The 18,980-nt window shown below is 44.6% G+C and carries 23 protein-coding genes; 9 read left to right on the forward strand and 14 right to left on the reverse strand.

What is annotated here, in order from left to right; all coding sequences use genetic code 11:
- Positions 1-20: 20 nt before the first annotated feature.
- The 5 genes from G511_RS0106930 (at position 21) to G511_RS0106950 (ending at position 4,792) form a co-directional block, all read left to right on the forward strand.
- Positions 21-275 carry a hypothetical protein gene (locus G511_RS0106930; protein ID WP_028469001.1) on the forward strand — a complete coding sequence of 85 codons (255 nt, stop codon included), beginning with the start codon at positions 21-23 and terminating at the stop codon, positions 273-275.
- Positions 268-1,992 (forward strand): Na(+)/H(+) antiporter subunit D, encoded by a 1,725-nt coding sequence (locus G511_RS0106935; protein ID WP_028469002.1) that lies wholly within the window; start codon positions 268-270, stop codon positions 1,990-1,992. The genes G511_RS0106930 and G511_RS0106935 overlap by 8 nt, the downstream gene beginning before the upstream one ends.
- A gap of 62 nt (positions 1,993-2,054) precedes the next feature.
- A complete protein-coding gene (locus tag G511_RS0106940; protein ID WP_028469003.1) occupies positions 2,055-2,372 on the forward strand; it encodes a DUF3817 domain-containing protein in 318 nt (105 codons plus the stop codon).
- Between the two features lie 457 nt (positions 2,373-2,829).
- Positions 2,830-4,293, forward strand: a complete 1,464-nt coding sequence (locus G511_RS0106945; protein WP_028469004.1) for an NAD-dependent succinate-semialdehyde dehydrogenase — start codon at positions 2,830-2,832, stop codon at positions 4,291-4,293.
- A 109-nt stretch (positions 4,294-4,402) separates the two neighbouring features.
- A complete protein-coding gene (locus G511_RS0106950; protein WP_028469005.1) occupies positions 4,403-4,792 on the forward strand; it encodes a 5-carboxymethyl-2-hydroxymuconate Delta-isomerase in 390 nt (129 codons plus the stop codon).
- 101 nt (positions 4,793-4,893) lie between these two features.
- Here the strand turns inward: G511_RS0106950 and G511_RS0106955 are convergent, their stop codons facing one another.
- The 4 genes from G511_RS0106955 to G511_RS0106970 all read right to left on the reverse strand — a co-directional run bounded on the left by G511_RS0106955 (position 4,894) and on the right by G511_RS0106970 (position 7,146).
- On the reverse strand, positions 4,894-5,298 hold the full coding sequence (locus G511_RS0106955) for a PaaI family thioesterase (protein ID WP_028469006.1): 405 nt from the start codon (positions 5,296-5,298) through the stop codon (positions 4,894-4,896).
- Positions 5,299-5,355: 57 nt separating this feature from the next.
- A complete protein-coding gene (locus G511_RS0106960) occupies positions 5,356-6,138 on the reverse strand; it encodes a thioesterase family protein (protein ID WP_028469007.1) in 783 nt (260 codons plus the stop codon).
- Positions 6,139-6,208: 70 nt separating this feature from the next.
- A complete protein-coding gene (locus tag G511_RS0106965; protein WP_028469008.1) occupies positions 6,209-6,613 on the reverse strand; it encodes a MarR family winged helix-turn-helix transcriptional regulator in 405 nt (134 codons plus the stop codon).
- A 197-nt stretch (positions 6,614-6,810) separates the two neighbouring features.
- Positions 6,811-7,146, reverse strand: coding sequence for a hypothetical protein (locus G511_RS0106970; protein WP_245573832.1), 336 nt, complete (start codon positions 7,144-7,146; stop codon positions 6,811-6,813).
- A gap of 548 nt (positions 7,147-7,694) precedes the next feature.
- On the opposite strand from G511_RS0106970, the gene G511_RS0106975 reads away from it, so the two are divergent.
- The gene (locus G511_RS0106975) at positions 7,695-8,288 is read left to right on the forward strand and encodes a hypothetical protein (protein WP_028469010.1); all 594 of its coding nucleotides are present in this window, start codon (positions 7,695-7,697) and stop codon (positions 8,286-8,288) included.
- Positions 8,289-8,583: 295 nt separating this feature from the next.
- On the opposite strand, the gene G511_RS0106985 is transcribed toward G511_RS0106975, so the two are convergent.
- Positions 8,584-9,177 (reverse strand): isochorismatase family protein, encoded by a 594-nt coding sequence (locus G511_RS0106985; RefSeq protein ID WP_028469011.1) that lies wholly within the window; start codon positions 9,175-9,177, stop codon positions 8,584-8,586.
- Between the two features lie 53 nt (positions 9,178-9,230).
- Entirely contained in the window at positions 9,231-10,073 is an 843-nt protein-coding gene (locus G511_RS0106990; RefSeq protein ID WP_028469012.1) for a pirin family protein, read from the reverse strand.
- A 110-nt stretch (positions 10,074-10,183) separates the two neighbouring features.
- On the opposite strand from G511_RS0106990, the gene G511_RS0106995 reads away from it, so the two are divergent.
- Complete coding sequence (locus G511_RS0106995) at positions 10,184-11,089, forward strand: LysR family transcriptional regulator (protein ID WP_028469013.1); 906 nt, start codon at positions 10,184-10,186, stop codon at positions 11,087-11,089.
- A 16-nt stretch (positions 11,090-11,105) separates the two neighbouring features.
- Here G511_RS0106995 and G511_RS0107000 read toward each other — a convergent pair whose 3' ends face one another.
- The 5 genes from G511_RS0107000 to G511_RS22040 all read right to left on the reverse strand — a co-directional run bounded on the left by G511_RS0107000 (position 11,106) and on the right by G511_RS22040 (position 14,663).
- Complete coding sequence (locus tag G511_RS0107000; protein ID WP_156905165.1) at positions 11,106-12,221, reverse strand: tetratricopeptide repeat protein; 1,116 nt, start codon at positions 12,219-12,221, stop codon at positions 11,106-11,108.
- On the reverse strand, positions 12,211-12,909 hold the full coding sequence (locus G511_RS0107005) for a hypothetical protein (RefSeq protein ID WP_028469015.1): 699 nt from the start codon (positions 12,907-12,909) through the stop codon (positions 12,211-12,213). Before G511_RS0107005 ends, G511_RS0107000 begins: the two co-directional genes overlap by 11 nt.
- Positions 12,891-13,454 carry a hypothetical protein gene (locus G511_RS0107010; RefSeq protein WP_156905166.1) on the reverse strand — a complete coding sequence of 188 codons (564 nt, stop codon included), beginning with the start codon at positions 13,452-13,454 and terminating at the stop codon, positions 12,891-12,893. Before G511_RS0107010 ends, G511_RS0107005 begins: the two co-directional genes overlap by 19 nt.
- A complete protein-coding gene (locus G511_RS0107015) occupies positions 13,423-13,734 on the reverse strand; it encodes a peptidoglycan-binding domain-containing protein (RefSeq protein ID WP_028469017.1) in 312 nt (103 codons plus the stop codon). The genes G511_RS0107010 and G511_RS0107015 overlap by 32 nt, the downstream gene beginning before the upstream one ends.
- Positions 13,735-14,171: 437 nt before the next feature.
- On the reverse strand, positions 14,172-14,663 hold the full coding sequence (locus G511_RS22040) for an MFS transporter (RefSeq protein WP_156905167.1): 492 nt from the start codon (positions 14,661-14,663) through the stop codon (positions 14,172-14,174).
- Positions 14,664-14,835: 172 nt separating this feature from the next.
- Between G511_RS22040 and G511_RS0107025 the strand changes: the two genes are divergently transcribed.
- Positions 14,836-15,213, forward strand: a complete 378-nt coding sequence (locus G511_RS0107025; RefSeq protein ID WP_028469018.1) for a hypothetical protein — start codon at positions 14,836-14,838, stop codon at positions 15,211-15,213.
- Entirely contained in the window at positions 15,170-15,571 is a 402-nt protein-coding gene (locus tag G511_RS0107030; RefSeq protein WP_156905168.1) for a hypothetical protein, read from the forward strand. Before G511_RS0107025 ends, G511_RS0107030 begins: the two co-directional genes overlap by 44 nt.
- Before the next feature lie 427 nt (positions 15,572-15,998).
- On the opposite strand, the gene G511_RS0107040 is transcribed toward G511_RS0107030, so the two are convergent.
- Genes G511_RS0107040 through G511_RS0107050 form a run of 3 tightly spaced genes read right to left on the reverse strand, consistent with a single transcriptional unit; the run spans position 15,999 to position 18,979 of the window.
- Positions 15,999-16,256, reverse strand: a complete 258-nt coding sequence (locus G511_RS0107040) for a hypothetical protein (protein ID WP_028469021.1) — start codon at positions 16,254-16,256, stop codon at positions 15,999-16,001.
- Positions 16,257-16,295: 39 nt separating this feature from the next.
- Entirely contained in the window at positions 16,296-17,537 is a 1,242-nt protein-coding gene (locus G511_RS0107045; RefSeq protein WP_028469022.1) for a B12-binding domain-containing radical SAM protein, read from the reverse strand.
- A gap of 44 nt (positions 17,538-17,581) precedes the next feature.
- Positions 17,582-18,979, reverse strand: a complete 1,398-nt coding sequence (locus tag G511_RS0107050) for a DUF1501 domain-containing protein (protein ID WP_028469023.1) — start codon at positions 18,977-18,979, stop codon at positions 17,582-17,584.
- Between the last annotated feature and the right edge of the window lies 1 nt (position 18,980).

Below are 18,980 nucleotides of genomic sequence, written 5' to 3' on the forward strand. Positions count from 1 at the left end.
CGAATAGGGGGGAAGGCTAGATGTCTGAAAATCATGATTCAGATGGCTGGTTTGATAAGCCAGAAAACGTTAGAAAATTGTTAAGAGTTTTCTATGTTATTTGCGGCCTGTTAGTTCTTTTTGATTTTGTTGTGCACCGACATATCTACCATGACTGGGAGAACATCCCGGCATTTTATGCCATCTATGGTTTTGTTGGTTGTGTGGTTCTGGTGCTGATCGCTAAAGAGATGCGTAAGTTCCTGATGCGTGGGGAAGATTACTACGATGAATAGTGTGATACCGTTTATTCCCCTGATGTTGGGTGCCCTGGCGGCAATTGTGCTGCGGGGCTGGTTGCGTAATCTGATAATGATAGTGGCACCCATCTTGGGCGCTATCAATCTTATGGGCATGGACCATGGTGTATTCTGGTCCGTTGAGTTTATGGGTTATGCCCTGGAGCCGGTAAAAGTAGACAAACTCAGCATGATGTTTGGCTATCTCTTCCATCTCGCCTCATTGATAGCTGTTATCTATGCGCTTCATGTTAAAGATACAGTCCAGCATGTGGCTGGCCTGGCTTACGCTGCAAGTGCAGTAGGGGCCGTATTTGCTGGCGATCTGCTTACGCTGTTTATATTCTGGGAACTGCTCGCGCTGACCTCGGTATTCCTTATCTGGGCTCGCCGGACGGATCGTGCTTACTCTTCTGGCATTCGCTACCTGATCATTCAGGTATTGTCTGGCGTCTTGTTACTCGTGGGCCTTTTGATTTTCGCCCAGGTAAATAACAGTTTGTTGTTCACTCATATCGGCTTGCAACATGAAGGCATAGCCCAGGTCGGAGCCTGGTTAATTTTCTTTGCCTTTGGTATCAAGTGTGCGTTCCCGTTTATGCATAACTGGCTAACCGATGCTTATCCTGAGGCTACTCCAAGCGGTACTGTTTTCTTAGCTTCATTTACGACAAAGGTTGCCGTGTACGCCTTCGCCCGGGGTTATCCAGGTGAGGAAATCCTTGTTTGGATCGGCGTCACCATGGCGTGTTTTCCAATATTCTTTGCCGTAATCGAAAATGATTTGAGGCGTGTATTGGCTTATAGCCTGATCAACCAGATCGGCTTTATGATAGTGGGCATTGGTATCGGTACTGCTATCGCCTTAAATGGTGCTGTAGCTCACGCCTTTAATGACGTTATCTTTAAAGGCCTGTTGATGATGACCATGGGTGCAGTCTTGCATATGACTGGTAAAATCAATGGCTCTGAGCTGGGCGGTTTATATAAAAGTATGCCCAAAACCACCGTGCTCTGTATTGTCGGAGCAGCCTCTATCTCAGCTTTTCCGCTGTTCAGCGGTTTCGTATCAAAGTCGATGATCATGGCTGCTGCTGTTGCTGAAGGCTATGATGTGGTTTGGCTGTTATTGTTGTTTGCTGCTGCAGGTGTATTCCACCACGCAGGAATCAAGATCCCTTACTTTGCTTTCTTTGCTCATGATTCGGGTATTCGTACAACAGAGCCACCTAAAAATATGCTTGTTGCGATGACATTAGCAGCCATCGCATGTGTTGTTTTAGGTACTTTCCCAGCCCAGACGGTTTATGCCCTGTTACCTTGGGAGCATAGCTATCAGCCCTATGATGTTACTCACGTGTTAACTCAGCTTCAGTTGCTGTTTTTCTCAGCGCTCGCTTTTGTATGGCTGAACCTGCGTAATATGTATCCACCTGAACTACCATCGACCAATCTCGATACTGATTGGTTATATCGCAGGCTTGCGCCGGCCGTTGTAACCAGGGTTGCGAGTACAATCTATGGTGCTTATGTCAGCTTTGAAAAGGCTTTAGTGAGTTCGATTGGTCAGATGGTTCAGAATTCATATGATGCAGAGTCAGGCAAACCAAAGGGCTACTTCGCAAGGCTATGGCCAACCGAAACTATGGTCGTTTGGGTGGCGGTATTGCTAGCGATTTATCTGATATTTTATTACATACATGATCTGCTCTGACTAAGGGTATTCTCCTGAGATAGGCTCGTACTTTAAAATTGAATTTTTAGAAGGGATATAAGTTGAAATTATTTAGGTTGGTGAGTTTGTCGGAGGGTATCTCTTATCTGCTTATCCTTAGTGTGACGCTAGGTATAATTAGTCGAGATTATGTTTTTCCTTTAGGTGTAGTTCATGGTGTTCTATTCATTGGATATATGCTGTTATCTCTTAATGTTTCACATAGACAAAATTGGTCTGTTCTCGTTTGGCTACTTGTTTTCTTTGCTTCTATCGTTCCCTTTGCATTCATAATTGCTGAACTCTTTCTTCGAAAAGAGACCAGCGAGAATGAAGCTCCCGAACTAACATTGCAGCAAACATCGGATAACACCAGATAACTAATTCATCAATGATCACCCACATAAAGGGCCTGTGTGCAGGGCCCTCGCTGCTACGCAGAAACTGAGAAAGGGGCTTGTTGTTGTAGCTAAAGCGTTGAATCTCGCATAAGAACCAGTTTAAACATAAAAAATCCGGAAAACGTATAAGAATTCGGGACTTCATTTAGGCCCTCTTGCTGATCAGTTTACTGCCATTCCAGGCTTTTACATTTACCTAGTTTTGACCAGATTACTTATCAATCTCACTAAAGACTTGTTTTAAGATATGAACAATTTTATTTACTCCATCAGTACCTAGTCCTTTACCACGTACTTCACCAATTGATAGGGCGTTAATGAATGTATCAGTCAGTCCAACTAAAAATTTACTTAACTTATTAAGTAAATTGAATTACTGTATATCTTATAACTTTCACAGGGTCGGTATTGCCCAATAATGTTAGAAGAGATTGCTATGACATTTGAACTTAAAGATTCCTCTTTGTTAAAAGCTCAGGCTTTTATTAATGGCGAGTGGGTAAACGGTGATAAGGGCGAGACTTTTGCTGTAACCAATCCGGCCACTGGTGAGAAACTAGCAGATGTAGTGAGTGTGGGTGCTGCTGAAACAACGCGTGCAATAGAGGCGGCCGACAAGGCATTAGCCGGTTGGCAAGCGTTAGCACCAAAGCAGCGTAGCGAGGTGCTGGAAGAGTGGCATCGCCTGATTCTTGCTAACACTGAAGATCTAGCAATCATAATGACAGCTGAGCAGGGCAAGACACTGGCTGAATCCCGTAGTGAAATAGCTTACGGAGCATCCTATATAAAGTGGTTTGCTGAAGAGGGTAAGCGCGTTTACGGCGATATAATCCCATCTACATCAGATCGTCGTGGTGTTGTTATTAAGCAACCCATCGGTGTGGTGGCCGCGATTACGCCGTGGAACTTCCCTAATGCGATGATCACCCGCAAAGCAGCACCCGCACTTGCAGTGGGTTGCGCTATGGTACTAAAACCCGCGGCTGAAACGCCGCTATCTGCACTAGCACTGGCTGAACTGGCTAAGCGTGCCGGGCTGCCAGCAGGCCTGCTGAATGTGCTTCCTGGGTTGGATGCACCGGCTATCGGTGGAGAGATGACCTCTAACACGACAGTTAAGAAGCTTACGTTTACCGGCTCAACGCCCGTCGGTAAGCTACTGATGAAGCAGTGCGCCGACACCGTGAAGCGTACCTCCATGGAATTAGGCGGTAATGCACCGGTTATCATCTTTGATGATGCTGATCTTGATTTGGCGGTAGCGGGTGCGCTGGCGGCTAAATACCGCAACTCAGGCCAAACCTGTATCTGTGCTAACCGCTTGTTGGTACAAGAAGGGATTTATGATGCCTTTATAGAGAAATTTTCAGCGGCAGTGAGCCAGTTCCGAATTGGTAACGGGGTTGATAGTGAAACAACTCACGGGCCTGTGATCACGGCAAAAGCGGCGAATGATATACACGCGAAGGTACAGCAAGCAGTAGAAGAGGGTGCTCATGTTGTCATCGGCGGCCAGCCGGGTACGCAGGGGGCATGTTTTTATCAGCCGACCATCCTGACCAATGTAAACGATCAAATGCGGGTGTTCCGTGAAGAAATATTTGGCCCTGTTGCACCGGTGTTTAAGTTCTCCTCTGAAGAGGACGCGATCCGTATGGCCAATGATACTGAATTTGGTCTGGCCGCCTATGTTTATACAGAAAACATGGGGCGTATCTGGCGTGTGTCAGAAAGTATCGACTACGGTATGGTGGGCGTGAATGAAACAGCCATTAGCTCAGAGATGATTCCGTTCGGTGGTGTAAAAGAGTCTGGGCAGGGTCGTGAAGGTTCCAAGTACGGTCTGGAAGACTACCTTGAAACCAAGTATATCTGTATCGGTGGTTTAAACCGTTAAAATATTGTTTAGTTATCAAGCGTGCTCTTGCCTACTATAGGTAATTGCGCGTTTTTTTGATGTTACACGATGATAATTGGCACCTAATCTTAGGTGTGCAGGAGACACAATGCCGCATTTTATTATGGAATACTCAGCTAATCTTGATGATGATTTGGACATTCCGGGGTTATTCGAAAAGCTGAATGAAACAGCCATATCTACCGGTGTATTCCCTATTGGAGGCATACGCACACGGGCTGTTCGTTGTGAACATTTTCGTATTGGTGAAGGTGATCCAGAAAATACCTTTGTGCACTTAACGGCAAAAGTGGGAGCAGGGCGTGAGCCTGAAGTACTTAAGGCAGCATCCGATAAGGTGTTTGAAACCTTTACTGCCTACCTTAAGCCTGTTTTCGATAAGCGCTGGATGAGTATCGGTTTTGAAATGATCGAGCTGCACCCAGAGCGAAACTATCGGATGAACAACATCCATAAAAAACTAGCTGATAAGAAGTAAGTTCTTTGATATCCCTACCTTAAAGACGGTCAAAGCCAGTGAAAGATGCTGTGGGGCTGAGGGCTATAGGCCTTCGATGGCCTGATTAAGTATTTGATACTTCAATACAAAACCATTTGCGTACAACGAAATAACGCAATGGTTTTTCCCGATTCCTTATTAGTAACAACCGCATCCCAAACCTGTGTAGTCCGCCCCATATGAGTGGGTGTAGCAACACATTCAATAAAGCCATCACGTACAGTGCCTAGGTGATTAGACTTAAGCTCAATAGTTGTAAAGCCTGATGCGCCTTCTGGTAAATTTGCGATACATCCAATACCGCATGAAGTATCTGCGAGTGTGACCACGCTTCCAGCATGTAGAAAGCCATTAGGGGCTAAATGTGATTGCGTAACATTCATTTCGGCACGAATTGCAGTAGAGGTTACTTTAGTCATAACTATTCCCAGCAATCCAGGGAGCGTGTCTTTACAGATTTCATTGAAGTATTGAAGGTCTTTCATGGTTTCTCCTAGCCCGCTTAAAACGGGCATACGTACTTTCAAAATAGGGTATTCTAATTATCCGTAAATAATATTGGTCTGAAAGCTTCTTGCTAACAGTTGCCCCTCAGGCCCCCACACCTCTGCCTGCGAAGAACTGAGGCCATTTTCACCAAAGTTTACTTTTGCCAAATACCCCAAGTGCTCTGCCGGTGAAACTTCATAGGTGGGGTTTGCAAAGTGAATGCTCCAACTCAGCGTTGAGAGCGGTTTGAATCCGTCATAGTAAGGTGAAGCGGCGGGCGGCCAAGAGTCAATTACACAAATTAGGTGGGAGTCTGTTAATTTCTCAGGGGTCTCTTTGAACTTCATCCAACCTCCCAGTTCGGGCACTGCTTGTCCGCTAAAGGGAATTCCTTCTGTTGCTACATAATTGTCAAAATGCTGGAAAAACGAAGGAAAATGGTCTCCTTTTAAGGGCGCCGACATCTTTTTATCCAGAAGTTTAGGCGAGGAGAATGCGTCTATGATGATGTTCGAATCAAGTGGTAAAACATAATCCGCTCGTGCGGTTGCTCTCACTTTGCCATCCTGAATAATCCGTGCAGATTTAATGGTTACGGTTTTTCCATTAGCTAGGGTTTCAACTTGAACTTCAAAAGGTTTGAGTGCTTCCAGAGGGCGCACAAAGCCTATTTCAAAATTTCTCAGATAACGAGCGGGGTCGGTATCTCTTTTAGTACTTTCACACAGAATAGCCGCCGTCAGACCGCCAAATGTGGTTCTTCCCTGTGCCCACGAATCGGGAATTAGGGTTTCTTGATCTGCTCGAATGGAGCTTAATAATTCATCGATATGCATTGATCAATTTCCTTTAAATTGTGTGCAAGCTACTTGCATGCGAGCAATACAGTTAAATAAAATTTCTGGTCTATAACTTAGCCAGTAAATCTTTGAGTGTCTTTAACTCTTGGTCGTTGAGGTTTCGTGTATAGTTCTGGTTCGCTTCAACTAATCTATGCTGCAGTTTCTCTGTCACCTCTTTACCTGCAGCGGTTAGGGTTATTTGAACAGCCCGCCTGTCTTGAATATCGGCCATTCGCCTAATAAGATCTGATTGTTCGAGTCGATCAAGAACCCCTGTCATCGTGGCGCTGTCCAATTGCACTCTCTTTCCCAGCTGCACTGAGGTGATTTGATCTTCTTCTAAAAGGGCATGGAGCACTAATCCTTGCACACCCGTCACACCCAATTCGGAAACACTTTGCTTCCAAAATTTGCTAGCTTTTCGGGCCGTACTGTTAAGAGAAAAAAAGATGCACTCATCAATGTTCACGAGATAACTTACCTGTAATTTACTTGTGTACAAGCATAGTTCTTCAGATGAACTTAAGTCAATACGTTAAAAGTTACCAATGTTCTCTAGTTTGAGCGAGAGAAGATACCCGCCTATTCGTAATACTGACTTGGGTATTCCGGGACTATTCGAAATGCTGAATGAAACTAGCTGTGAGTTATGTGCCTGTTTTATCTTTACTCTCGTATGATCTTAGTCAGCGTTAGCCGCCGCCCGTCAGTTTCTGAGAAACGGAAGTGGCCTTCCACTAATACCGTGTCGCCCAAAAATAAAGCCACTCTCTCTTGAGGAAATATCTCGACACGGTTCAAACCCTCGTCCTCTATCCAGTAGTGTAAAGGTGCCTCAAAGCGGCGAACTATGCCCCGGGTGATGACTTGGCTATTATCAAAACTAGCAGCACTCTCTGCTAGCGTTGCTAAAGACACTTGCTTAGGCTCTTTAGTATTGTCACAACCCACAAGAACGAGAGCGGCAATAAGCACTGCCAACAAAGCGTTAAGAGGTTTCATGTTATGTCTCATTATGCCGACCCTTGTCGCTTCATTACGTTTGCTAGCTAAAGCTAGCACTCCTGTTTAGTACGATACCTGCGCCGAGCCGCTTTAAATAGATAGCAAGCTTGCTTTTTGTCAACGGGGTTAGCCTTCTTGCCTATAAGTAGGAGCGATTTTATGGGCATTCATACCCTCTGTTTTCACTTTCTTTAATGGCGTGCGTATTTTGTGTTTATGGTTTCTCTTCTGCGAGTGGTTTGCTCTGGTATTTGAGAAGAAAGTTATGCATTATCACTCAATAAGGAAAAGCGCAGATAAGATACTGCGCAAGCTAATATCATCAAAACGCGCATGCTTATTTTCAACGGAGGAAAATGACAGATGCAGCCCGCATTATAAATGATCTTTAAAGCAGTGCATTTTAAGTAGTCTGTGTGTAAACCGCATATGCAGTCCGCCACCCGCTTGGTATAGCCTCTACTGACTTGTAGTGTGTATTGGGTAGTCTTTAGTGGTTGGTAAAAATCAATATATGAGTAAACAACATCAACATAAGGCGTATGATGAAAAAGCTAATTTTAACTCTTTTAGTGGCCATTTTTGTATCTGGTTGCGCAAGTCCCAAAGCTGTTACAAAGAACTATTTGGTTGATCAAAAAGATAAATACATTGCTATTAATTTAGATGTTGATGCCGGTAGATATGTAGCTATGCACGAAGCTAATGTTGTTGAACATATTTACGATAGCTTTGAGCAATCCGGTCTTTTTTCGGATGTAGAAACAAGTTTTAGAAGGTGGCCAGTTACAGTCCAAGTAAAGTATTCATGGGAGCAACCAGAGATAAATACGGGGAAAGGTTTTGCTAAAACGATGGTTTCTGCTTCAACCCTTTTACTTATACCTGCAGTACTGACAGAGAACCATACTCTCAAAGTAAGAATTGTTTCAGGGAAAAATATTGTTGAAGCTTTTGAGTTTACAGAGGAAGTTGAAACGGCATTATCTCTTTACCATGATCCTGTTGAAGACCGTAAAAATGGCATAAGTAGGGTGATGGAAAAAGTTTTTGATAAAATTAAAAAAGAGAAATTGATTCCTACAGTAATGGCGATAGAAAAACAGATTAAGGCACAACAACAAAAAATAACGCTCTAAAATACAGATGATGTTTACAGGGCCAACGAAGAATATGTGGTAGCTAAGCAACTGGAGCAAGGAAGTACAGCCTTCGTATCAGCTATAGTCTTTCGCCGGATCAATGCCCGTCGGCAAGCTGCTGATGAAGCTGTATGCTAACCGCCTATTGCTACAAGAAGGGATTTATGATGCCTTTATAGAGAAATTTAACGGTATATCGTATAAAGCCAATCTTTCTAATGTTTGGCCAAGCACCTTTTCAAAGCTATGTAACTGAAAAAGTGCTTGGGAGTTATTTCATACTGAACAACGATTATTGTTGTTTCGACAAAATCTCTTCAAATAATACCTGCATCAGTTTTTGGCCATCTTCGGTACTCCAGTCTTGAGCAAGCTCTGCTATCAACTGGTTAGTTGTTGTTAATGTTACGCCATTGCTTTCCATACGGCGCAACGCTGTCTCATCGGCGATCTGAGTTGGTGAGCCTGAACCATCAACTACAACCTGTACATTGTAGCCCTCTGATACGGCAGTGATGGCGGGATACACCACGCAAACATCGGTAGTAATACCGGCGATAATAAGGTTTTTACGTTCGGTATCTGCGACTGCTTTGGCAAACCCTTCATCTTTCATTGAGTCGACAACGCCTCCTCGCAATACGCGATTCGCGTAAGCATTTGGCACTGCCAGTTGTAGCTCCTCAAACAGAGGCCCCTGTGCTTGATCTTCCATACTGGAAGTTAGGATTAAAGGCATACCGACCGCATCAGCAGCACGTGCCAGCGCAATTGTATTCATTTTAATCTCTTCCAAGCTTGCGGAGCCGACCCAGCCCATAGTGCCTACCTGATGGTCGACTAATAACATGGCGGAATTTTTAGGTGTGAATAATGGTGATTCCATAATAGACCTCGATAGTTGATTAAGTACTCAGCCATTTTTAGGCTTTGTCAGACTTAAATTGCTCTTTTGGGTGTTGCATCAAGCGCTTGGGTTAAACGCTGAATGTTAAGGGTGCCTACGTTTAGGCGTTCCTGACTCGAATGCATCGATGAACCAGAGCTGATAATGGGTTGCTCAAGTGGCTGTCCTAAAGCAACCATAATGATGGCACCTGAGTCACCAGCGGTTAGGCTAAGATCAGCGTCTGATTGGTTGAGTACCCCTAGATGGGTTGCTTTAAGCAAACTATTGTTGAGGGATATTTCGCCTGAACGAACATAAATAAAACCGCTGGTCTGGCCCGCCTCAACAGTATGTTTCCATGTGCCATTGGGCGTAATCTCGACTTCAAGATAGGTAATATCGACACTGTGTTTGGCAGGGCTAAAAGCACCAGAATGTTGTCCGACAAGGACTTTCGTCTTACTGACAGGTGTTGTCACCACCGGAGCCTGCTCTTTCTGTGCCAATGAATAGGACACCGGCCCCATTTCGACCTCGTCTTGGGGTAATAGAGTCCATAGTTGGAAAGCATCGGTTACACCCTGATTGGGATAGACGGTTTCTTTATGTAAAACACCGGCACCAGATGCCATCAACTGCACACCGCCGGCTTCTAGTTTACCTTGGTTGCCATCGGTATCTTCGTGGACGATGTCCCCGATCACGGGGTAAGAAATAGTGGCTACCCCTGAGTGACCATGAAAGCCAAACCCTGTGGTGCCTGTCAGACCTTCTGTCTGGAAGTGATCCCAAAGCACAAAAGGGTTGAGTTGTTTAACATTCTTCTGGTTAATAAAGCTGGTAATAGGACCATGCTGGTGACCGTTTCTGGTTTCTATTATTGAGCGGCTCATTTGTTGATCCTCCTAAGCATTAACGATGTCTCCATGGTATTTAATATTTGACTACTTGATTAGATGGTATAGTTGGTTTTGTCTATCCCATAATTGTGAGTAGTTGGCGAATGATTGATTTCAATGAGGTCTATGTCTTTGTAAAAGTTGTAGAGGCGGGAAGCTTTGTCGGAGCAAGCTGGCAACTGAACATGCCTTCAACGACGGTGAGCCGAAAAGTACAGAAGCTTGAAGATGCTCTTGGAGTGAGGCTACTGCAAAGGTCTACGCGAAAACTGCACTTGACCGACATTGGCCAGCAGTATTTTGAAAGTTGCCAGCAGAGCTTAGCAAGTATTGAAGAAGCAACGACGCTGGCGAGTGAGTCCAGGTCGATGCCAACAGGTCTCTTAAGGGTAACCTCGCCAACGGATTTTGCCGTGAACTATTTGCAACCCTGGATTAATGACTTTCTACGGCGCTACCCTGATGTTCAGATAGAATTAGAAGTAACAGACCGTTATGTGGATCTTATAGAGGAGCGCATAGATATTGCGTTTCGTAGCGGCGATCTGAAGGACTCCAGTCTTATTGCCCGCCGTATTGGCCCTAAGCAGAGTATATTTTGTGCTAGCCCTGATTATCTCGAAAAATCCGGTAGGCCAATTTTTCCTGATGATTTGAGTCAGCATGACTGTGTCATCATGGGAAGGGGCTTAAAAAATCAACACTGGCGATTTCTGACTGAAGAAGGAGAAATTACGGTTCCAGTTAAAGGACGCTATGCAGCTGATAATATGCAATTAGTCGTTGAAGCCGCTCATAACGGTATGGGGATCGCCCAAGTGCCTCACCCATTGGTTCTTGAGTCATTAATAGAAGGAAAATTAATTCAGGTCTTAGCCGATTACTCGCCCCCTGAGCAAAGCATTTATATTATTTATCCTTCCCACAAATATTTAGCCCGAAATGTCAGAACCTTTATCGATCATGTGATTGAATCAACGACTCCCCATTCCCCTTGGGAAGTAAAATAAAAATAAATTTACAGTCTCACAAAAGGTGATTTAAGTATCGATGCACCTTGTTATACCAGTCGTCGTCACGCGCAAATAACAATGCTTTATCGTGCAACATCTGCTTGATCTGATCGCTGTTAATTCCATTTGCGATAAGTGCCATGGCCAAGTATTTTGTAACAGTGACATCATAAGGCGCAAGACTTGCTGCCGTGGTGATATCATCCAGTCCGTTCCCACCGTTTTGGAACCTTGCCATACCTCGGTAGAGTAGGGCGTCAACCCTGAGTGGTATACGTGTATTAGGATTTTCTAGTACCTGAGTAAAACTAGAAATTGCCCATTGCCAGTCACCACGAAATAACTGCAGGATACCGCCAACCATATCTGAGAATTCAGACACTGCGTCCGATAGCTCGGGTAGGGTGACGTAACCTTGGATGTTTCCGCTGATGACCTTTGTCGGCGCGCCGGGCATGCTCTTGTTAAACTCAACGAAACGAAGACGATCACCGGTTTCTCCCAGTACTTTGCCGCCATTCAGTGATTCCCTGATAGTCAGCCCAGATGCCGCCTTGTAGCGGTTAACTACGTCGGGCTTCAAGACAATAGAGGAAATGCTGAAATAACGTTTCGGCAAGCCTACCTCGATTTTTTCAGAACCCGTTCCAATTTTCCAGACCTCGAAGTTCTTCGTCCGGTAGTCACATTTCGTATCTGCTAGGCTGGCACAGTTCATTGATGGCGCAACCTTGTATTCAGGAAGGACCACATCAAGTTCTACGACGAAGTTTCCGGCGAAACGTCTAACCGTCCCGGCAACCACGATCTGCGCAAGCAAATTTTTCCGTTGTGCTGCTTCGACCAATCCTTGTACAGCGTAACTGTCGAGAGGTTCCGCACTCCATCGTATGATGCCTTCTCCGAAATCGTGTTTGTCTGGGTTATTTGGCCATGGCATCCGACGCGTTGTTTGCGCGAGTTGTAACGACAATACTGTGCTGACATTGAGCCCCAGATGTTCCGGTCCTTGGAATGCAGGAAAATACACCGTTATCTGATCCGGATTGTTAACGGCATGACTGATAGCGGATGCAAGCAGTAAATAAAGCGCCAGTACTGTTTGTATAAATCTGACTTTAACCATCACTGCACTCATCCTTTATGGCCTCGATCGCATCAACGACTACGGTTTCCAGTTCAGCTCCTAGCACATGGAAATCTTTTGTGATCGCCTTGGCGCGTTTCTGTGCTTCGCTGAGCAGTTTCACTGCATCCGCAATATTGGTACATCCATGCCGTGTTTCCTGTGCCAGTGCATACAACACAGCTATCGAATGGCTGTCTAAAGTATTGTCGAAGGTTTCTCCCGCTAACGGCAACTTGAGAGTGATCATTTCATCAGGGAAAGGGCCTTTCAATCGCCCCCAATAAAATGTCGTATTCGCATAGAGTGTTTGCTCCTGTTGGCGAATATGTCCGGTCAGCACTCCCAGAGCTCCGGTTTGCAACCAGTATTGCCGCTTCTCATCGAGACTTGCTACCATGAACTCAGGACGTAGCAACACACCCTCTGTATCGCGTACTGATTGTAAGCTTAGCTTTTCCAAGCTTAATTTTGAGCCTGCCTGTAGACCAACATCTGTTTTTAACATTTCGGCTGCTAGCTTAGGTAGCTTCTCTACCAGCATGTCATGAAAGTCCTGAAAAGCTGCCTGCAACACAGGTGTGTTGGTACGCCCATACTGAAAAAGGTGTACCTCGGTACGCTCTTTAGCCAATGAGGAAAACGCCCATGTGAAGCTTAATAAGACTCCGACTATCGTGGACAATCGCATACGATATCCTGTGTTTTCATTTCGTGATCAAAAGCGATAGTTTCTATCGTGATTGTTACCTCACAAATATTTGCATTGCGTTGCTCGAATGGCACGAGTCCACCAGGACTGAGGCGAGCATCTGTCAGCAAATCGATCGCTCTGGTCTCGCCGCCATCGATCAGCTTCTTTGACGGCGGCAGAATGACACTCAGTGGCATGGAGGGCAGGCCGTTAGTTACAAAGCTAGCCCCACTGATTATGGCCGCTCGGTTGCCTATATTGCTTGCGAACAAGCTGACTTTGTTTTGCTCACAAGTAACCAGCGCAATTTTAAGATCCGAGGTCTTTGTCTCAACACGATCTTGTATAAATGCGAATGCTAGGGTAGCAATCGGTATCAGTGCAATTATTCCTTTCAGGTCAAAGCCTGCCAGTACACGAAATAAAGTAGACTGATATTCATTGCATTCAGTACATTTCTTTGCGCCTTCCGGTATCAGCTTGGCGCAGACCTTGCAACGCGTTTTAGTTTCATTCAAGCCCGAGCTCCTTGAGTAACTCATCGGAAATCTGTCCATTCACCGTCATATTGTTGGCGCTCTGAAACTGCTTGATACCGTAACGGGTCTTAGGGCCGGACATGCCATCGGCTGGACCGGGCTCATAACCAAGTTCTTTGAGTTTTAGCTGAACGACCCGAACCAAATTCCTTGGCCAGTCATTTCGTGATTCTCTTTGGTAACGGTAATCACCGGCTGTGCTGATATTCGGTAATGTTAAACCAGCAACCGATCCAACCACCAAGCAGACAAACCAGCGTCGAGATATTTGTTTTGCAGTCATCCTCTTTCTCCTATTTCGTAAAACCATTCAACACACGGAATAGGTCAATCAACTGACTCGGTAATACTTTGTGTGGCTAACACCTAGATCAGATGCGGGCTTAGGCGTAGCCTCCAACCGTCAATTGCAACTACTTACAATAAGGCAAGTTCCGCGCCAGCAGTCTTCATTACCTAATGGTTTGAAATAAAAGGAAATATTCAATGTAATCTCTTCGTCTCTCCTCTCATCTGGGTCAAAATACACCCGCCACTCTCAATAAATAACCACAACTGCTTGATCTTTTTAAGAATAATAAAGGATTACTAGTGAGCGGAGCTGGGGCAAAAACAACCCGGCTATAATATGTACAAAGTAAGTTATTCTTGTTTTTTGAATGGAAAATAAAAGAGGGGCGGTAAAAATTAAAGAGTTGTATTTGGCTTCCCGTGCATGCGTTAATATCTGCTTTGGGCTTGTCGTAATAACCCCATAGTGGCTTTAACGCCTCGGTAATAGCAGTAGGTTGCCAGTAGTACCATACTCATTAGAACGAGAGGCAGTACAACCAGCCCCATCTTCATGAGTAGCGGTGTTAGCTGAGCCATGAGTGAGTTTATCAAAAGCTGAAGAAAGCCGAGCATGCCGGTAGCCGTAGCTTTGGCTCCGCTGGTAGAGGATATAGCACTGGCTTGGGCATTCGGCTGGCTTAAGCCTCTGCCATAAGTGAATAGAGCCATCGGTAGGAACAAGCTCAAGTAGCTGGGGGAGCCTGCTATGAACAGGCCCAGCATTAGTAGGCTGCCTATAGCAGAAATATAGTTTCCTAGTGTGATCATTCGGTCGGTACCCACTTTTGTAGATACTTTTCCTGCGGTCAGGCTCCCTAACCAGAAACCGCCAGCAACTAGTATGAACCAGTTACCATAATCCACTGCGCTGCCTTGCATATGCTCTGCTACAACAAAGGGGGCGCTGGTTATAAAGATAAAAAAAACACACGCTATCATGGTGCAGGATAGAGCGTACCAGAGGTAACCAGGTGAAGACAGAACGCTGTTATAGCGCTTAAAGCTATCAAGGCAGCTTCCTCCGGATCACAGGGTACGAAAGATTCTTGTTTTGCTGCAACTGAAGCTGGGTCAGTTACAAGACGCAGTAAAAGGCTTCAATGAACTAATGGTGGGTAATGATCAGGACGTGTTGTTTGGTCATATGTTAGGTACTCGTCTGCTTGAAGGTAGAGACATTACGTCAGCGGCAAAGGTTTTATCTCGACTGCAAGGGACGACAGTGATTAATCCTGTTATAAAAATGCAGCGTGAGGCTCTGAAAATACAGTTGGAAAGGGGATCCGTAGAGGCTCTGTCAAGTATTACTGATTGGGCGGAGAATGAGAGTGCTGTGTCGAGGTTGGCCAATATTATGTTGCTAATTGAAACGAATGCTATGGAAAGTGCCTTGCAAGAGACGCAAGCTTGCGTACCGGCAATCACCTAGCGATGTCAATGCACTCAATGCTTTGGCACTTGTTTATCAAAAGCAAAGAGGTTTAGCTGAAGCAGTGCGCTGGTATCAGAAGGCATTTGAAATTGATGGTGGGAATATTCCTTCTCTTATTTACCTTGCTCATAGAGATGCGGTGGCTGGTAATATACAAAAGGCTGAGTTACACGACGAGTTGGTGGGAGTTGGTGAATCTTATCTTGTAGGGAATTCCTCAGATCTAGTAGCCCGGGTGATGCTGGCTCAATGGTTGGCCAGAGAAAAAGCACAGGAAGCTATCGCTTTCCTTGCGGTACCTGATACTCGATACCTGCTTGACAATAATTGGCAGGTGGCAAATAACCTTGCCTAGCTTTACCTTCGAAGTGATGAAAAATTGAAGGCGTTTGAATTTTCTTCCACGGCCTATACGTTGCAGCCGGATAGCGCTGAGGTGTCCTTAGTGTATGGAATGGCTTTACTGGCCCATGGTCGGAAAAAAGAAGCTCTGAGAGTATTGAATATTATCGCCAAGCCGAATGAAGATGTTACGAACCTAATCAGGAAAATCTCTGCATTTAGGGAAAAGGCGGATAAGTCCAATATTTAAAATCCTACTACCTTATCTATGCGGTTTGTAGAATAGTAAAAAGGACTTGTTAGCAGTATAAAAGACTTGTTGAATGGCTCAGGGCGTGAAGCGGACATTAGTTGTTCGTCAAGGCTAGAGCTTTACCGTTTCACAGGTGATACTTACACTGCAATCAGTATGTAATTATCCCCCGAAAGCAGAAACCGTCTTAATCAGCTCCCAATGATCCGAGTAACGGACTAAGTAAAAGAGTGACTGCCATTATGATCCAGGTGATACAAATAAACCAATATATCCATGGATTATGACGCTTACTTACCTGCTCAAATAAATGAGTGCTTCCGCTTCTAAGATCGGGTATAATCCAGCATATAATAATTACACCCCATAACCACATTAGCTGCAACCCAACAGCCAAATAGATCAATACCAGCCCGAGAATCGCTTTCCATTTTGTGCTTTCCATGATCACTTCACCTTACTTCGATATGGTAAGGGCTATAGTCTAGAAATAACTAGAGTTAATCCACTCTATGTTTCTTGCTTTTACAAAGCTTCGTTTAAGGCTGCGCCCAAGGCTATTATATTTCTCATGAAACCACGCTTGTCCCTCTTCTAACTCTTGAGGTGTCATCTGTTTTGGTTGGAAAACGGCATGGGTACCATCGTAAAGAGCCCAATCTTTCGTCAGCAATCGCTGTTCATTTTCTAACTGCTGATAAAAGGTAGTGCCTGGATACGGCGTGATAATGACCGAATGGCAAACATCTAGCTCGATATCTTCAACGAAGGCGAGGGTCTCCTCGAATATATCGGTGCTATGTTCGTCGAAACCAAATAGCATTGCGGAATCGACGGCAATATTATGTTCGTGCAGTTTGCGAATATACTCTTTAGATTTATCAATTTTTATAAACCCTTTCCCTGCCGCTTTCAAAGCTGCACGGGAAGGTGTTTCTAACCCCGATAACAGATAAAATAGGCCGCTGTTAGCTGCCGCTTCAAGAAGGTCATCATGCTCTGCAATGTTAATGGTCGCTTCGGCTAACCATTTAATATTCAGTGGTTTCAGCGCTTCAAATAGCTCAAATGCGTACTCTCGATCAGCAATAAGGTTGTCAGCATGGAGCTCAATGTATTCAAGTCCAGACTTACGAATTTCATCGACAACCTGGCCAACTGGTCGATTACGCATACCCTCAAAGAAACGGTGTACAGTGCAATACGAGCATTTAAACTTGCAACCACGCGAAACGACCACAGACCCTAATCCATCGTAGGGAGTTAGGTCCATATATTCATGCGGAAAAGCGCGTAAGGCTGACAGGTCTGAAAGCTGCTTTCCTTGATAGCGGGCTTTCAGTTGCCCTTTGGTAAAGTCATTGAGTAATTCAGGCCAAATTGGTTCGGCTTCCCCAATAATAACCGCATCGCTATGCTCAAGCACTTCATCAGGCATGAAGGAAGCATGTAAGCCGCCAAAGATGACTGTTTTTCCTTGTCTTCTGTATTCATCTGCCAACTGATAGCCCCGGTATGCATCGGGTGTGGACATAAATATTGCAATTAAATCGGCAGTGACTGCCAAATCAGCTGCCCCCTGGGATGTTTCATCGACAAGGTCAACTTCAACCCAATCAGGTGTTGCTGCGGCTAATGCATAAATACTCTGAGGAGGCGCCCCCATAAACTGCTTATAGTCTTTAAATGCGCCTGCTGCAGATGCTTTAATGATGTAAATATTCATTGTTTGTACTCTTACTTGAAGGCTAAAATTAATCGTTTTCCTACTCAACCTTTAATAATTCCCAAATGCGTTCCGTCTGCATGTTTAGGACTAAAATTTTTCAGGTTGGGGAAAAGATCATTCAAGCTTGATCTATCCACTCCGAACCAGATAGCTAAGTCTGCATATAACTGCTCAGTTGCAGTCGTTGGAATGATCACACCATCACCTGCATCCAACGAATTTGCATCGCCTAAACTGAGTTCAGGGTATTGACCAAAAATCTTTCCTCCATCGACAGCATTACCCATCACCAATGTATTGCCTCCCCAACCATGATCGGTACCATTGCCATTGGAAGTCAGCGTCCGGCCGAAGTCTGAACCAGTAAAAGTGACAACCTGATCAGCCAATCTCATTTCACTCAAGGCATTTTGGAACTCACCCAGTCCTTTACTAAGAACCCGTAACATAGTCGCATGGTTATTCAGTAACTCATCATGATGGTCCCAACCTATATACCTTAAAAAGTATGTTTGTTGCTCAAGGTTAAGATCATCCGCAGCCTTAATGGTTTGAGCAACTTTTTGCAATTGCTGTGAAAGGTCTGTATCAGAAAAACTTGTTGGTAAAGATACTTTATCCGTCGCATCGAAGAAGATCTGATGCTGTGACTGAGCTTCACGAGTAAGTGCTAGGTAGCTTTGTTTAAAAGGATCACCCTCAAAATTCTCATTAAGAAGCTGTTCGAAACTATTGAGCAGTTCATTATTTAGAGGAGTTTTCTCTTTGTTAACGACCAAGCCGACACTACCTCTCTGAGTAATTGAATAGTGCGCTGATACCTGGCCATTTTGCATAATATTACTGCCAGCAAGAGATATATTCATAGGGATTTGGTGGGGCAGTCGATCCGCTCGTAAACTATCAGCTATAGCACCAAACCAACCGTTACTTACTCGTTGATCTGCACGAGCAGTTTGCCAATGGTTGTATTGGTCAGCATGTGACAATAAACCCAATGGAAGATTGGCACTACCTTCAGCCATCGCTAACTTATTAACCGGTTCGATCATAGGTGCAATATTGGCAATAAACGCCAGTTTTTCATCATTAAACAGTTGCTGAACCTCTGGCATACTATGATGCACACCAAAGCTTTGCATATTCTTATCGATAAAACCTGATAAAGGCAGTAACTGGTCCTTTGCCAAAGCTAAATTACTACGGCTGACTCGATAGTCTGAGTAATGCGGTTCTGTTTTAGGAACCAACATATTAAAACTATCATTACCACCGTCGAGCATAATAAACACTAATGCCTTAGGGCTTGGGGTAACCTTAATTGGTATTTTCGGTAAAGCAAAACTAGGTGCTATTCCAGACAGTAACAAACCTGCTCCTGTCGCTAATGAGGCTCCACTCTTCACAAACCCACGACGCGATATCATTTTATTAATCATG

Source organism: Neptunomonas japonica DSM 18939, from assembly GCF_000422765.1.
Lineage (GTDB): Bacteria > Pseudomonadota > Gammaproteobacteria > Pseudomonadales > Balneatricaceae > Neptunomonas > Neptunomonas japonica.

What these genes read in the sequence shown, in the direction of transcription:
- G511_RS0107005 (WP_028469015.1), bottom strand. Translation starts at nt 12,909, where the DNA reads ATGCGATTGTCCACGATAGTCGGAGTCTTATTAAGCTTCACATGGGCG.
- G511_RS0107045 (WP_028469022.1), bottom strand. Translation starts at nt 17,537, where the DNA reads ATGAATATTTACATCATTAAAGCATCTGCAGCAGGCGCATTTAAAGAC.
- G511_RS0106985 (WP_028469011.1), bottom strand. Translation starts at nt 9,177, where the DNA reads ATGGAATCACCATTATTCACACCTAAAAATTCCGCCATGTTATTAGTC.
- G511_RS0106930 (WP_028469001.1), top strand. Translation starts at nt 21, where the DNA reads ATGTCTGAAAATCATGATTCAGATGGCTGGTTTGATAAGCCAGAAAAC.
- G511_RS0106960 (WP_028469007.1), bottom strand. Translation starts at nt 6,138, where the DNA reads ATGCATATCGATGAATTATTAAGCTCCATTCGAGCAGATCAAGAAACC.
- G511_RS0106995 (WP_028469013.1), top strand. Translation starts at nt 10,184, where the DNA reads ATGATTGATTTCAATGAGGTCTATGTCTTTGTAAAAGTTGTAGAGGCG.
- G511_RS0106935 (WP_028469002.1), top strand. Translation starts at nt 268, where the DNA reads ATGAATAGTGTGATACCGTTTATTCCCCTGATGTTGGGTGCCCTGGCG.
- G511_RS0107015 (WP_028469017.1), bottom strand. Translation starts at nt 13,734, where the DNA reads ATGACTGCAAAACAAATATCTCGACGCTGGTTTGTCTGCTTGGTGGTT.
- G511_RS0107010 (WP_156905166.1), bottom strand. Translation starts at nt 13,454, where the DNA reads ATGAGTTACTCAAGGAGCTCGGGCTTGAATGAAACTAAAACGCGTTGC.
- G511_RS0106955 (WP_028469006.1), bottom strand. Translation starts at nt 5,298, where the DNA reads ATGAAAGACCTTCAATACTTCAATGAAATCTGTAAAGACACGCTCCCT.
- G511_RS0106990 (WP_028469012.1), bottom strand. Translation starts at nt 10,073, where the DNA reads ATGAGCCGCTCAATAATAGAAACCAGAAACGGTCACCAGCATGGTCCT.
- G511_RS0106945 (WP_028469004.1), top strand. Translation starts at nt 2,830, where the DNA reads ATGACATTTGAACTTAAAGATTCCTCTTTGTTAAAAGCTCAGGCTTTT.
- G511_RS0106970 (WP_245573832.1), bottom strand. Translation starts at nt 7,146, where the DNA reads ATGAAACCTCTTAACGCTTTGTTGGCAGTGCTTATTGCCGCTCTCGTT.
- G511_RS22040 (WP_156905167.1), bottom strand. Translation starts at nt 14,663, where the DNA reads ATGCAAGGCAGCGCAGTGGATTATGGTAACTGGTTCATACTAGTTGCT.
- G511_RS0107050 (WP_028469023.1), bottom strand. Translation starts at nt 18,979, where the DNA reads ATGATTAATAAAATGATATCGCGTCGTGGGTTTGTGAAGAGTGGAGCC.
- G511_RS0106950 (WP_028469005.1), top strand. Translation starts at nt 4,403, where the DNA reads ATGCCGCATTTTATTATGGAATACTCAGCTAATCTTGATGATGATTTG.
- G511_RS0107040 (WP_028469021.1), bottom strand. Translation starts at nt 16,256, where the DNA reads ATGGAAAGCACAAAATGGAAAGCGATTCTCGGGCTGGTATTGATCTAT.
- G511_RS0106975 (WP_028469010.1), top strand. Translation starts at nt 7,695, where the DNA reads ATGAAAAAGCTAATTTTAACTCTTTTAGTGGCCATTTTTGTATCTGGT.